At 30.5% G+C, this 13,996-nt stretch carries 16 protein-coding genes and 1 riboswitch; of the genes, 14 read left to right on the forward strand and 2 right to left on the reverse strand.

The genetic code is table 4. The features are described from left to right. The first annotated feature begins 18 nt into the window (after nucleotides 1-18). From ACOMC1_RS02275 to purB, 7 genes are all read left to right on the forward strand, one after another. Complete coding sequence (locus ACOMC1_RS02275; RefSeq protein ID WP_420331022.1) at nucleotides 19-1,137, forward strand: BMP family ABC transporter substrate-binding protein; 1,119 nt, start codon at nucleotides 19-21, stop codon at nucleotides 1,135-1,137. A gap of 1 nt (nucleotide 1,138) precedes the next feature. After that, on the forward strand, nucleotides 1,139-1,843 hold the full coding sequence (gene mtnN / locus ACOMC1_RS02280) for a 5'-methylthioadenosine/S-adenosylhomocysteine nucleosidase (protein ID WP_420331023.1): 705 nt from the start codon (nucleotides 1,139-1,141) through the stop codon (nucleotides 1,841-1,843). Beyond that, nucleotides 1,843-3,336 (forward strand): ABC transporter ATP-binding protein, encoded by a 1,494-nt coding sequence (locus ACOMC1_RS02285; RefSeq protein WP_420331024.1) that lies wholly within the window; start codon nucleotides 1,843-1,845, stop codon nucleotides 3,334-3,336. Before mtnN ends, ACOMC1_RS02285 begins: the two co-directional genes overlap by 1 nt. Then, nucleotides 3,336-4,427 carry an ABC transporter permease subunit gene (locus tag ACOMC1_RS02290; protein ID WP_420331025.1) on the forward strand — a complete coding sequence of 364 codons (1,092 nt, stop codon included), beginning with the start codon at nucleotides 3,336-3,338 and terminating at the stop codon, nucleotides 4,425-4,427. The genes ACOMC1_RS02285 and ACOMC1_RS02290 overlap by 1 nt, the downstream gene beginning before the upstream one ends. Next, nucleotides 4,427-5,347: an ABC transporter permease subunit gene (locus ACOMC1_RS02295; RefSeq protein ID WP_420331026.1), complete on the forward strand. Its 921-nt coding sequence runs from the start codon at nucleotides 4,427-4,429 to the stop codon at nucleotides 5,345-5,347. Before ACOMC1_RS02290 ends, ACOMC1_RS02295 begins: the two co-directional genes overlap by 1 nt. Nucleotides 5,348-5,405: 58 nt before the next feature. Then, nucleotides 5,406-5,502: riboswitch (purine riboswitch) on the forward strand. 7 nt (nucleotides 5,503-5,509) lie between these two features. Continuing rightward, nucleotides 5,510-6,793 carry an adenylosuccinate synthase gene (locus ACOMC1_RS02300; protein WP_420331027.1) on the forward strand — a complete coding sequence of 428 codons (1,284 nt, stop codon included), beginning with the start codon at nucleotides 5,510-5,512 and terminating at the stop codon, nucleotides 6,791-6,793. Nucleotides 6,794-6,810: 17 nt separating this feature from the next. Further along, the gene (purB, locus tag ACOMC1_RS02305; RefSeq protein WP_420331028.1) at nucleotides 6,811-8,100 is read left to right on the forward strand and encodes an adenylosuccinate lyase; all 1,290 of its coding nucleotides are present in this window, start codon (nucleotides 6,811-6,813) and stop codon (nucleotides 8,098-8,100) included. Nucleotides 8,101-8,109: 9 nt separating this feature from the next. Here the strand turns inward: purB and ACOMC1_RS02310 are convergent, their stop codons facing one another. After that, the gene (locus ACOMC1_RS02310) at nucleotides 8,110-8,922 is read right to left on the reverse strand and encodes a hypothetical protein (protein WP_420331029.1); all 813 of its coding nucleotides are present in this window, start codon (nucleotides 8,920-8,922) and stop codon (nucleotides 8,110-8,112) included. Between the two features lie 242 nt (nucleotides 8,923-9,164). On the opposite strand from ACOMC1_RS02310, the gene infC reads away from it, so the two are divergent. The 6 genes from infC to ACOMC1_RS02340 are packed head-to-tail and all read left to right on the forward strand — an operon-like array spanning nucleotide 9,165 to nucleotide 12,204. Beyond that, on the forward strand, nucleotides 9,165-9,683 hold the full coding sequence (gene infC, locus ACOMC1_RS02315) for a translation initiation factor IF-3 (protein ID WP_420331067.1): 519 nt from the start codon (nucleotides 9,165-9,167) through the stop codon (nucleotides 9,681-9,683). Continuing rightward, nucleotides 9,683-9,871: a 50S ribosomal protein L35 gene (rpmI, locus tag ACOMC1_RS02320; protein ID WP_420331030.1), complete on the forward strand. Its 189-nt coding sequence runs from the start codon at nucleotides 9,683-9,685 to the stop codon at nucleotides 9,869-9,871. The genes infC and rpmI overlap by 1 nt, the downstream gene beginning before the upstream one ends. Before the next feature lie 10 nt (nucleotides 9,872-9,881). Continuing rightward, complete coding sequence (gene rplT, locus ACOMC1_RS02325; RefSeq protein WP_131613777.1) at nucleotides 9,882-10,238, forward strand: 50S ribosomal protein L20; 357 nt, start codon at nucleotides 9,882-9,884, stop codon at nucleotides 10,236-10,238. Nucleotides 10,239-10,287: 49 nt separating this feature from the next. Then, a complete protein-coding gene (locus ACOMC1_RS02330) occupies nucleotides 10,288-10,770 on the forward strand; it encodes a dUTP diphosphatase (RefSeq protein ID WP_420331031.1) in 483 nt (160 codons plus the stop codon). 34 nt (nucleotides 10,771-10,804) lie between these two features. Next, a complete protein-coding gene (locus ACOMC1_RS02335; RefSeq protein ID WP_420331032.1) occupies nucleotides 10,805-11,500 on the forward strand; it encodes a M48 family metallopeptidase in 696 nt (231 codons plus the stop codon). Nucleotides 11,501-11,511: 11 nt separating this feature from the next. Continuing rightward, nucleotides 11,512-12,204: a TrmH family RNA methyltransferase gene (locus ACOMC1_RS02340; RefSeq protein WP_420331033.1), complete on the forward strand. Its 693-nt coding sequence runs from the start codon at nucleotides 11,512-11,514 to the stop codon at nucleotides 12,202-12,204. Between the two features lie 31 nt (nucleotides 12,205-12,235). Here the strand turns inward: ACOMC1_RS02340 and ACOMC1_RS02345 are convergent, their stop codons facing one another. Next, nucleotides 12,236-13,153 carry a Cof-type HAD-IIB family hydrolase gene (locus tag ACOMC1_RS02345; RefSeq protein ID WP_420331034.1) on the reverse strand — a complete coding sequence of 306 codons (918 nt, stop codon included), beginning with the start codon at nucleotides 13,151-13,153 and terminating at the stop codon, nucleotides 12,236-12,238. A 192-nt stretch (nucleotides 13,154-13,345) separates the two neighbouring features. On the opposite strand from ACOMC1_RS02345, the gene upp reads away from it, so the two are divergent. Beyond that, nucleotides 13,346-13,969, forward strand: coding sequence for a uracil phosphoribosyltransferase (gene upp / locus ACOMC1_RS02350; protein WP_420331035.1), 624 nt, complete (start codon nucleotides 13,346-13,348; stop codon nucleotides 13,967-13,969). The last annotated feature ends 27 nt before the right edge of the window (nucleotides 13,970-13,996 follow it).

A 13,996-nucleotide genomic window follows, 5' to 3' on the forward strand; every position in this document is an offset into this window, starting at 1 on the left:
AACAAGGAGCATATTAATATGACTAAAAAAAGAATAGCATTAGGTGCGGTTACAGCCGTATCGACATTTATTATACCAATCGCAGCGGTAGTATCATGTGGTGATAAACAAGAAATGGGTAAAACTGCCCTTTTAATGGATAAGACAACTAACTTAAAAACAAACTCATTTTCACGTGGTATATTGACAGGTATCAAAGGCGCTGATGCAACAGGTTTTGCAACCAATGTTAAAGAAGATACAACATCTTCACATGCAGATAAAATTAAGGAACTAAAAGCTCGTGGGGTTAAAAATTTCGTCTTAGGTTCATTTGCAATGGATCCAGAGAAAATTTCAAAAGTTCTCGGTGAAAATAAAACACCTAATTTAATATCAGTTGACCAAGATAAGAGTTCAACTACAAACAAACATATTGCATCAGTCTCAGCAAAAGCACAAGAAGGAGCATTTTTAGGAGGGTATTTAGTTGCTAAGCATATGCATTCTCCAGAATTTAAATCAAAACAAGCTTTCCAAGATGGAAAACTAAAATTCGGATATGTTTTTGGTTATAGATTCTCATCTGTTACTGATTTTCTTTATGGAATAATTAATGGAATGAAATATTATGAGAAAGTTAATAAAATATCTCAAAAAGATGCAATTGAAATAATTGGTGGAAACGGGCATGATAAAGATTTCTTTGCTCAAGCTTGAAATTCTGCGGATACTAAATATCAAACAGTGTGAAATAGATTAATTTCAAATAAACCTGATGTAGTTATTGGTTCTCCAGAAAATGCAATTAAATTCAATAAAACTAAGAGTGGAAATAAATTACCATGAATTGGTACAGACATCGATGCAACAAAGCAATTCCCATTATCAAAAGATCAAGTTCTATTATCAATAAGAAAACATATAGGTATTGGTGTTGCTAAAGTTCTTGAAACACTAAAGAAAAATAACTTTGATATGACTAAGTTAAATAAAAAGGAAAGATTTTTCAAAGGTGGTATTGCAGATGGAACAATGGATCTTACTGGAGGAATCATCAGCCAAAAAGATATAAACGACATTTATAAACCAAGCACAGGAGCCTGAAAAAATGCTTTAGATGTTAAGGTTAATGATGTAACACAGGTGCCAGAATAATATGAATAAATTAATAGTAATTGGCGCTGCCATGGATCAAGAATTAAATCCTATTTTAAAAGAATCAAAAATCAAAAAAGAAATTAAAGTTGCAAATTTAACAATTTATGAAGTGGAACTTCTAGGTAGAGAAGTCATTTTATACAAAACAAATATTGGTAGAACAAATGCGTCTTTAGCAACCGCCATTGTTCTTCAAAGATATAAAAAAGATATAAAAGAAGTTATTAATGTTGGTTCGTCGGGTGCTGGTAGAGAGGATCAAGGTATTATGAAAACAGTTATTTCAGATGAGTTGAATTATTCTGAAAATACAGTTGAGGGTTGAAAAAAAGGTCAAGTACCTTATATGCCGGAAGTTTATAAAACGGATGGAAAACTTCAAGAAAAATTTAAAAAAATCATGAATCCGGAAATTCATGAAGTTGGTAATTTTGTATGTAGTGAATCATTCTTATCATCGCAAGCTGTATTAGCTGAGGCAATATTATCAAACCCAATTGAAATATCTTCAATAGATATGGAATCCACTGCGGTCGCTCAAGTTTGTTATGCATTCAATGTTCCATTTATTGGTCTTAGAACAATCTCAGACAATATTTTCTTAGAAAATGCAAAAGATAGCAACGAACAATTTGAGGAAAATATAAACCATGTTCACAAGGGTTATTTTACTCTTTTGAAAAAATATCTTAAGGAAAACTAATGCAAAAAATAATTCTTAAAAATATCATTATGAGATTTGGCGAATTAATAGCTAATGACAATATCGATATAGAATTCAAGCCTGGTGAAATCCATACTTTATTAGGTGAAAATGGTGCAGGTAAATCTACACTAATTTCTATATTACAAGGAATCCTTACACCTACAAGTGGTGAGATTTTCATAAACGATAACAAAGTAAAATTAAATCCAAAAAAAGCGAAAAAAAATGGGATTTACGTTGTGCCTCAACATTTTAATATCATTGAAAATACAACAGTTATTGATAACGTTATTGCTTCATCACTAGATAAAACAAAATATATTATAGATAGAAAAATTGTCGAAAAAGAATTAAAGGATATACTGAAGAAATATCAAATTGAAATTTCTTTAAAAGCAAAAATATCTGATTTAACATTAGGACAAAAACAACTTGTGGAAATAATAAGGATGTTATATAGGGGAAGTGAAGTAATAATTTTGGATGAACCAACCGCCATTTTGAATAAAAAAGAAATTACAAATCTAATAAAGTTATTGAAACAAATGAAAAAGGAAATGAAAACCATTATATTTGTTTCTCACAAACTGGAAGAAGTACTTGAGTTAAGTGATGTTATTTCAGTGCTAAGAAAAGGTAAGTTGACCAAAACTTTTTATGGTAAAAATAATACTAAAGACATGTTGGTTAAAGCTATGGTTGGCCAAAGAAAAATAACCAATATCAAAAAAACAACCAGTAATATAGGTAAAAAGATACTTGATGTTAAAAATATTTCCATTAAGGGTAAAAATCAACAGAGGACTATTGATGACATTTCATTAAAAATACATGAGGGAGAAATAGTTGGTATTGCTTCAATTGATGGGAATGGAGAGCATGAATTAATCGAAGCGATCGTTGGAGAAAAAGAGGTAGCAAAAGGACAAATTTCTTTTTTGGATAGCGATATTACAAAGCTTCCCATAAAAAATAGGCATGAAATGGGTATGGGTTATGTCCCTGCGGAAACATTAAAGCATTCCATCGCTAAAAATCTACCTATATTCCAAAATTTAGTTTTAAATACAGTTAATAAAAAAGAGTATTTCCTCCTTAATTTTATTTTCAATTATAGAAAAGCTAAAAAGAAAGCAAGGGAAATTATTGAAGATTTTGATATAAGAGGGGTTCAATCAGTCAATAAGTTAGCTATTCAATTATCTGGAGGTAATCTTCAAAAAATTGTGGTGGGTAGAGAAATAACTGCAAACCCAAAATTGTTAGTTTTTGCTGAACCAACTAAAGGGTTGGATATAAATGCTATCAATAATATTTACAATAGAATTATTGAATACAAAGATCAAAACAAAGGGGTTTTACTATACTCTTCAGAAATAAAAGAATTAGTTGATGTTTGCGATAAAGTTTATGTCATAAGCGAGGGTGAAGTGCGTGGTATTGTTGAAAAAAATATTACTGAAAAAAGAATAATGGAGTTGTTGATATAATGAGAAAATTTACAAACATATTCGGATTAATATTTTCGATATTAATTACATACATGATATTTTCTGCAATTACACAAAATTGATCAATATTTTTCGATGGATTATTCTCTTCGTTTGATGGACCATTATTTATTGAGAAGTTATTAACTAAAATGACAATAATAATTTTAATTTCTACGGCAATGCTTATATTGAAAAAGGTTGGTATTTTTGATGTTGCTGCACCAGGAAAATTTCTTATTGCAATTCTCTGTATTTATTTATCAAGTTATTCAACAAGTGGAAGTGGTTCGACAAAAGTATTCGTTGGATGTATCGTTGGAATTATTGTTATGTTTACACTTTCAGGGGCAATTCTAGCTTTAAAAGTAAGGTTTAATGTTAATGAGGTTGCATTTGGATTAATGTTTAACTTTATAGCACTATTTATATATAAGGCTGTAATGGGTTCTCAATCTAGTTCAGTTTCATGAATGGATAACTTTGGTAATCTTGCTGAAATGGGTAAACTAACAAACTTCCATTCTGGTGAAGGAGAATTAACCGTTTTCATAATTCCAGCAATTATAATCCCTATATTAGTTTGATTCTTCTTTAGGTATACGCCAACCGGTATGAAAATAATTATTGTTGGAGAAGGTGAAAAATTAGCAAAAACAATGGGTGTTAAAATAACTAAAAAATATTTTATAGCGACATTCTTATCATCATCCATTATGGTGTTGGCATTGCTTGCTCAATTATTTTCGAAAGAGTCGGGACAACTTAGTCGTTCTATTACCGCCACTCCTTCAATTGTTTGGACGGGTATAGCTATTTCATTAATCATTACTTCGAATCCATTTACTATATATGCATATTCTTTCATCTTTGCTATGGTTTATAGGTCGACCACTTATATGCAAGCAATTGCAAATATCGATCCACAAACTATCGATATGATTACTGGTATCCTTATGATATCCGTTGCAATAATACCTTTCTGTATCAAAAAAATCGATTTAAAAGTTGGACATAAAATCGAGAAGTTCGAGTCTAATGTATATTCAAAAATACAAAATACAAAAATAATTAGGAGGTTGAAAAGATAATGGAAATATTTAATCAAATAATACTGATGATGTCAATAATTTCGATTGCTACCGCTGCAGGTTGAATATTAGAGAAATCTGGAACGATGGCCATTGGTATTGAATCATTATTAACCATTTCTGCTTTTTCATTTCTTGCTTTTTATAAAGTGTTTGGTGGGCAAAATTCTGCATTTGTACCTTCAATAATAATGGCGATGATTATATCGGGTATAACGGGAGTATTTTTACAAGTGTTAATTACATTTTTAAAGGGGAATCAAGCATTAGTTACTATTGGCTTCAATATCGTCTTGCCGGCTATGTTGTTCTTGATATCAAATAAATTTACAGAGGGTGGATTTGGATTACCAATACCTGACATGTTGTCTATGATGAGTCATGGATACAACTTGTTGTTTGTGGTATTCTTAATTATTTCTATTGTGATAATTGCGATAATATCATTCTTTGTGTTTAAAACTAAATTCGGACTAACTCTAAATGCTATAGGGGAAAACCCTCATGTAATTCAAAGTTCTGGTAAAAACATTTTTATTGAAAAATTAAAAATTGCTTTTATTGCAGGGGTGGTAGCTTCTTTTGCGGGAGTTTTCTTGGTATTTTTCTGGTCCGTTTGAACTAATGGAGGTTATTACAATGGATTATCTGCTGCAGCAGGTTTAGGCTATATTTCTTTAGGGATAATTATTTTAAGTAAATGAAAATTTAAGAATTATTTATTTGTTACATTCGTTATGAGTATTCTTATTGGATTATTTTACAACTTCTTATATATTTATAATAAAAATATTCCCTTAATATTTATTATGCGTTCAATACCTTATTTAATACCAATGGTTATACTACCATTCATTTCTAAAACAAATGGTTTCCCCACACAATTGGGTATTCCATTCAAGAAAAACAAACGTGGATAAAAATGTTCAATTAAAAATGAACATTTTTTTATATTTAAATAGTTTCTTTTAGTTTAAAAGTATATAATACTTTGGTGGATATTTATACTCATAATATGGTTGAGTGTTTCTACAAGGCACCGTAAATGCCGCTAATATCAATATCCCATTTTAAGGAGAAAAATGTATAAAACAAAAGTTGTAATTGGAGCCCAATGAGGTGACGAAGGAAAAGGTAAGGTTTCAGATTACCTTGCACAGAAAGCTGATCTAGTTGTTAGATACCAAGGTGGAAACAATGCTGGTCATACGATTGAATTTGGTGGAGAGAAGTATGCTTTAAAACATATTCCTTCAGGAGTATTTAATCCAAAAACAAAAAACATAATGGCACAAGGGATGGTTATTAATCCAAAAATGCTTTTAGATGAAATTGCTGAATTAAAATCAAAAGGAATTACTGATTTCCAACTATTGATTTCAGATAGAGCTCATGTCATCCTTCCATATCACTTAGATTTAGATGGAGCATTCGAAGAATTAAAAGGTCCAGAGAAAAAAATTGGTACTACTAAAAAAGGGATTGGACCTTGTTATGAAGATAAATACGCAAGAATTGGAATTAGATTTGGCGACTTTATCAATGAAGAAGTATTTTTAGAAAAATTAGAAGATGCATTAGTTATTAAAAATAGAGTTCTTAAAGCATTTGATTTAAAAACATATACTGCAAAAGAAATTTTTGAAGAATACAAAGAATATGCAGCTATCTTGAAAGATAGAGTTGTTGAAACAGGTTCGTTACTTGCGAAAGAAATAGAAGCTGGTAAAGATGTTGTTTTCGAAGGGGCACAAGGTGTAATGCTGTGTATTGATAATGGTACTTATCCATTCGTAACTTCTTCTTCACCAACAGCTTCAGCAATTCCTTTATATGCTGGACTTTCAACAAAACACGTTGCACAAACAATTGGTATTGTTAAAGCTTATACAACACGTGTTGGTACTGGTGCATTACCTACTGAAATCATGGAAGAAGAAATTAATGCTGATATTCGTGAAAGAGGTAGAGAATACGGAACAGTTACAGGTAGAGCTAGAAGAGTTGGTTGATTAGATACTGTAGTTCTTAATCACTCAGCCAGAGTTTCTGGATTAACAGAATTAACTGTTACTCTTCTTGATGTTCTTGATAATAGAGAAACTATTAAAATTGGATACTCATACGAACTTGATGGTAAAGAAATTGATTACATACCAGGTTCAAACAAAGAATATGAAAGAGTTCAAGTTAAATACTTAGAGATGCCAGGATGACAAGAGGATACAACTGGTGTAAAAACATTTGAAGAACTTCCTGAAAATGCAAAAGCTTATATTAAGAAAATTGAAGAATTAACAAATGTTCCTGTAACAATTTTCTCAGTTGGACCAGATAGAGAACAAACAATAGAAATTAAGAAATAACACTTTAAGGAGAAAAAATGATTTCAAGATATAGTACAGAAGAAATGAATAAAATTTGAAGTGAAGAAAATTTCTATGATTCGTGATTAAAAGTTGAATTATTTACTGCTAAAGCTTTTTCAGTTTTAAAAAATGAAATTCCTAGTGAAGATATTAAAAAACTATTCGAAAATGCAAAATTTGATTTAAAAAGAATCAAAGAAATAGAAGCTATTACAAGGCATGATGTTATTGCTTTCACAAGATCTGTTTCAGAATCATTGGGCGAAGAAAGAAAATGAGTTCACTACGGATTAACTTCAACTGATGTGGTTGATACTGCATTCGGTTATAGAATTAAACAAGCAAACGAAGTAATAAGAAAAGACTTAATTAACTTTTCAGAAACCTTAAAAAAAATTGCATTAGAAAATAAATATACATATCAAATTGGAAGAACACATGGTATCCACGGTGAAGTAACAACATTTGGATATAAAGTTGCTCTTTGATATGAAGAAATGCAAAGAAATATCGAAAGATTCAATAATGCTGCGAAAGGTATTGAGTTTGGAAAAATCTCAGGAGCTGTTGGTAATTATGCCAATATCGACCCTGATATTCAAGATTATGTATGTGAACAATTGGGGATTGGTTCTTCTAAAATTTCTACACAAACATTGCAAAGAGATAGACATGCTGAATACATTTTTACAATTGCGTTAATAGGATCTACATTAGATAAGATTGCTGTTGAATTAAGGCACTTACAAAGAACAGAAGTTGGAGAAGTAGAAGAGGGGTTTGCTAAAGGACAAAAAGGTTCTTCAGCAATGCCACATAAGAAAAATCCGATTTCCGCTGAAAATATTTCAGGTCTTTCAAGATTACTACGTGGTTTTGCAATCCCTGCATTAGAAAACATTCCTTTATGACATGAAAGAGATATATCTCATTCATCAAATGAAAGAGTTATGTTTCCAGATGCGACAACACTAATTTCTTATATGTTAAGAAGACTTAATAGAGTTCTTAATAATCTTAAAGTTAATAAAGATAAAATGAAAGAAAACATTGGATTAACACATGGTGCGATATTCTCTCAAAGAGTTATGCTTACAATAATTTCAGAGAATGGTTTAACTCGTGAAGAGACATATGACAAGGTGCAACCTATTGCAATCGATTGTTATTCAAATAAAAAGGACTTTAAAGAAGAATTGCTAAAAGCAAAAATAATTACAAAAGCTCAAGCTGATACAATATTTAATTTTGAACATTATTCAAGAAATATTGATATTGTATTTAATAGATTAGGGATAAAATAAAAAAAGCGATTATTTCGCTTTTTTGTTTTGTCTAAATGCAACTTCAAATGTTGCTGATCAAATCATTCCTCTTTTTAGTTCTATGATTCCATCTTTTTTAGTAACATCTGCTGGTGCATCGTATCATGCGTCATTTGTTCCATATCAAGGTTCAATACATACAAAGTTATCATTTTTTGGTTTTCATACTTGTAAGTGTGGAGAATCAAAAAGGAAATTCATTGTATAGTCATTAGTAACAAGACTAATTTTCTTTTTCTCTATATCTTTTGCTATTAATGTATCGTAATCTTCACCGAAACTTAAACCACTTAATGGAAATTTATCGATTGATATTTGTTTATCTTCTAATTCACCATTCATATTTATTATGTTTGTTTCAGGAATATTTCTTATATATGAACTATCTTGTATTTTGAATGCTGGGTGAATTCCGAATTGGAAAAAAGCATCTTCTTTACTTAGATTTGCAAGTTCATAATTAATATATAAAGAGTTTCCATCTAATCCAATTCTCTGTATGATATCAATCATAAAAGGGAATTTTTCAGGATCTATTAAGGTTGCGACAGACAACATTTCACCATTTTCAAAGAATGTTTGTCAGTCTAATTCCTTTCAAAAACCATGTTTTGGCATGTCATATTTTTTACCTTTATATTCGAAACCTTTTGAAAAACCTAATGATGGAAAAATAATAGGGAATTGTTTTTTTCAGCTTTCATTAGCTTGATAAAGTGTTTCCATACCTCTAAATTTTATTGATTTTACTTCTGCGTTGCTATTCAGTTCTATTTCTATATTTTCATTATTTAATTTCATATACTAATATTATCATGTAATGCATGTAAAAAAAATGCTCATTTTCAAAGTTTTTTGTTATACTATAAGAGCAACATGTGTTGCAAAAAGTAGATTACTTCTCACCTGATGGTTATACCATGGGTCTTGCTACACAATATGTAGTTTGTGAGAAGTGGTTAGAACCACTTTTTTAAATTTTACAATAGAAGGAGCTTATTATCGCTAGAATTCATAATAGAAAAAAACCTAAAGCAGAGCATTTAGTAAATAGAGACATACCCTTTCCTAAGGTATTCGTTATCGGTAACGATGGAGAAAAATTAGGAGTTATGCCAACAAGAGCAGCAATTGAAAAGGCTAAGGAACAAGGATTTGATTTAGTTATCATCTCTCCAAACCCAAAACAGCCTGTAGCAAAAATTCTTGACTACGGAAAGTTCAAATATGAACGTAAGAAGAAAAGAAAAGAAGCTAAGGCTAATCAAGTTGTTACTAACAACAGGGAAGTAAGATTAACACCTATGATTGGTGATCATGATCTGAAAGTTAAAGCTAAGAAGGCAAAAGAATTTATTCTTGCTGGAGATAGAGTTAAAGTTTCTCTTAAATTTAGAGGTCGTGAAATGGCTCGTCAAGAGCTTGGACATGAAACTTTAAAAAGATTCTTTGCAGAAGTTGAAGATGTTGCAATGATTACAAAGCAACCACAACTAAATTCTAGGTTCTTAGATATGTATATTCAAAGGGATAACAAGAAAAAACCTAAGGAGGCTGAATAATGCCAAAAATGAAAACAAAATCAGCTGTAACAAAGCGTATTAAAGTGACAGGTACTGGAAAAGTTAAAAGAGGTCAAGCGTATAGATCTCACCTTGCACAAAATAAATCAACAAAACAAAAAAGGCAATCTCGTAAGTCTGATCTTATGTCAAAAGGTGACATGAAAAGACTTAAGGGACTGTACTAGGAGGTAACTAATGGCTAGAGTTAAAGGCGGAACAGTTACAAGAGCAAGAAGAAAAAGATGACTAAAACTTGCTAAAGGGTACTGAGGACACAAATCAATCGGTTTCAAAGTTGCTAAGCAACAAGTTGTTAAATCATGAACATACGCGTTCAGAGATAGAAAACAAGTTAAAAGAAACTTTAGAAAATTATGAATTGCGCGTATCAACGCAGCAGTTAGACCAATGGGACTAACTTACTCAAGATTCATCAATGGACTTAAAAAAGCTGATATTACAGTTAACAGAAAAATGTTATCTGAACTAGCAATCCACCAACCAGAAACTTTTAAACTGATTGTTGAAGAAGCTAAAGCAGCATTAAAATAATTTATTTTAAAAGCAAACATTGTTTGCTTTTTTTATGTAAAATAATTATATGGACTTTACAAGAATACTAAATATGCAATCCGAGCTTGATAGAAACATCGAAAAAGCACACGGAGTTGAAAACGAAGACTTAACAAACAGAAAGCTTGTCGCACTAATTGTCGAAATTGGAGAATTCGCAAATGAAATCAGACCTTTCAAATATTGAAAAAAAACAATGGATATTAACGAAGATCACGTTAAAGAAGAATTTGTTGATGGAATACACTTCTTTTTATCATTAACATTAAAAGCTGGGGGTAGCCCAGTTGTAGATCCTATTATTGTATCTGAGGATCAAAACATTCAATTATCAACATTATTTGAAGAAACTTCTAAATTGAATTCGGAGTTTACAGGTGAACAATTAGCTAAGGCTTTCGGTATCTATATGGGTATGGGAAAATTGGTAGGATTGAAAGAAACAGAAATTGAAAAATTTTATATTGAAAAGAACAGAGTAAATTATGAAAGAGTTTTAAACGGATACTAAGATAATTAGTGTCTTTTTTCTTTATAATTATTTAATGGAAACCTTAACTTATTACTTTGACAGAAAAATATTCAAAATAGACATCAAGAGAACTAATAATAAAAATATGTACTTGAAGATGGATGGCGCTAAAGTTGTCTGCTCAGCACCCAAAAACACTAGTTTAGTAGATATCAAGACGTTTGTTGACCAACATGCTTTAAAATTCTACGAACATTCTAAAAAAGTTAAAGTTAATGAACTATATTCGTTGAAAGATGATTTTCTATTTCTGTTTGGTAGAAAATATCAAATAATAAGATTGACTGGCTTCGCTAGAACAAAAATAGAAATTATTGATAATAAAATATATATTAAATCAAAAGATAATTCTGACGAAAGAACAGAAAAGAACATTAAAAAAATTCTTAAGGACAAAGCTGAAAAGTACATAAAAAATAGGCAAATATATTTTGAAAAGAAAATGAATATTCCAACTCATACAAATAAATTTGTTTATAAAACAAGCACTTGAGGATCTAATTATGTTAAGGAACATAGGATAATTTATTCTACGAAATTAGCACATTATAGAGAAAGTGTTATTGATTATGTTATTGTTCATGAGTTAGCACATCATTTAGAACCTAATCACTCTTCTAGATTTTGAGTTGAAGTAGAAAAAATAATACCAGATTGAAAAGAACTAAGAAAGGAACTACGAGCTGATAGCAAGATGTCAGATGAGTAGAGGTAAAAAATATGAGAGAAATGATAAAATCACTTGAAAATTCAAGAGTTAAACAATGAGCGAGATTATTAACTAAAAAAGGAAGAATGAGTTCAGGTTTATTTTTGGTTGAAGGACACAACATTGTAAATGAAGCGACTGCATCTGGGAATGTGGTTGAATATATTACAACCGACCCGCAAATTGAAGGTATTTTAGTTTCAACAACAGTTATGAAAAAAATAACTGGTGCTGTAACACCTCAAAGTATTGTTGCAGTTTGTAGGAAACCCTCTGAAAGAGAATTAGGCAATAAAGTGTTGGTATTGAGGAATGTTCAAGACCCAGGTAATGTAGGTACTTTAATAAGAACTGCAAAAGCATTTGATTTTTCTGATGTTATTGTTCAAGGTGCAGATCCTTTTTCAGATAAGTCTTTAAGATCCTCGCAAGGAGCTATATTTAAAATCAATTTAATACACACAAAGGAAGCACTTGATTATTTGAATGATCATAAAATAATTGCATCATTATTGGATAAAGATGCAAAAACATATGATGATATTGAATTACCTGAAAAATTCGCATTAGTTATGGGTAATGAAGGTCAAGGGATTGATCAAGCGATGATAGATAGAGCTGATATAAAAGTTTATATCCCAATAGAATTTGAATCACTTAATGTGGCAATTGCGGGTGGTATATTAATGAATGAATATAAATAAAAAAAGAACGGAAGTTCTTTTTTATTATTAATTAATGAGAAGGAGTAATTTTTTCTTTACGTTCAAATTTTCTTTTTCTTATTTTGGCATATTTTGCAACTTCTTTTTCAGTGTTGTCAAGGAAGTTGTTGATGAAATGTCCAACTCCACCTTCTTTATTAGTTTTCTTTGTAACAATTAATGCTTCTTTTTGGATGTCTTTTGAAGAGTTTGCCATAGCAACACCAATACCAGCAACACTAAACATAGAAACGTCATTATAACCATCTCCGAATGCAACAACATTATCAATATCTACATCGTAGTATCTTGAAAGTAGTGAAATAACTTTAGATTTTTGAACTCCAACACCAGTTATATCAAATACGGGAGTTAAACCTTCGCCTTTAGATCATGAAGAGAATTCTGCAAGATCTCCATATTTTCTTGTTAAGTAATCTTTTAATTCAGGTACATTAACACCTTCTTTTGTATCAAAAATAACACCTGTTGGTTTAAGAGGTAATTTTTCAATATCAATACCTATTTTAAGTTTTGAAGCTGTATTAAACCCAAAAACTCTTGCTAAATCTTTATCTTCTTTTTCTAGTTGAACTCATCCAGGACCTTCAATGGCTAAGTTTGATTTAGCGGCTTTAAGTTTTTCATCTCCTAAAATATACATAACTTCATTTAAGTTTAAGTAGTTGATATAGTGATTAAAGTCATAATCTGATGGATTGTGAATGTGAGCACCATTGTAGTTACCTACTATAGTGTCTAATCCTAGTTTTTCATAAGTGTTTTTAGTTGCTCTTCAAGGTCTACCAGTAATAATACATACTATGTGTCCTTCATCTCTTGCTCTTTGTATTGCTTCAATTGTTTCTTCGTGAATTGCACCATTAGATGAGTCTGCTAACAGAGTTCCATCTAAATCAATCGCGAATAAAAAAGTTTCTTTTTTCATATTTTCTCCTAGTTCTTAATATTATTTTATCAAAAAAAGTAATTTTGTTGAATTTATACAATAAAAAATAACTTTTTATTAATAATTATCTTGAAATTTGAGTGTTATTTTTACAGGAGTTATCTACATTTTATAAGTGAGTTTCTTTTTCTTAGTGTAAAATATTAAAAAGACATTAAATGGAGGCCTAAAATGGTAAAAGTATTATCACACCCGCTTATTGAGCAAAAGTTAACAAAAATGAGATCAAAAGAATGTTCATCATTACAATTTAGAAAAAACCTAAATCAAATTGCGTCACTTATGACATATGAAATTCTTATGGATTATGAAATGAAACCAAGAACAGTTACAACACCAACAGGTGCAACTGCAGAAGGAAGCGACTTCGACAAAGAAATCGTTATTGTTCCTATTCTTAGAGCTGGTCTTGGAATGGTTCAAGGGATTGAAGAATTAGTTCCACAAGCTAGAATTGGACACATTGGTATGTATCGTGATGAAGATACTTTCGAAGCAGTTGAGTATTTCTACAAAATGCCAGCTGTTCCTAAAGATTCAAGAATGTTAGTTGTTGATCCAATGTTAGCGACTGGTGTATCAGCAGCTGATGCAATTTCACAATTGAAAAAAGATGGCTTCACAAACATAACATTAGTTTGTTTAGTAGGTGTACAAGAAGGACTTGATAGAATCCATGAAGAACACCCTGAAGTTAAAATTTTCTTAGCAGCTAAAGATCCAATTCTTAATGATAAAAAATACATTATGCCTGGTCTGGGTGATGCTGGAGATAGAATATTCGGTACTAAATAGATACATAAATGTATCTTTTTTTATATA

The organism is Mycoplasma todarodis, from assembly GCF_965212735.1.
GTDB classification, from domain to species: Bacteria; Bacillota_I; Bacilli_A; order Mycoplasmatales; family Metamycoplasmataceae; genus Mycoplasma_K; species Mycoplasma_K todarodis_A.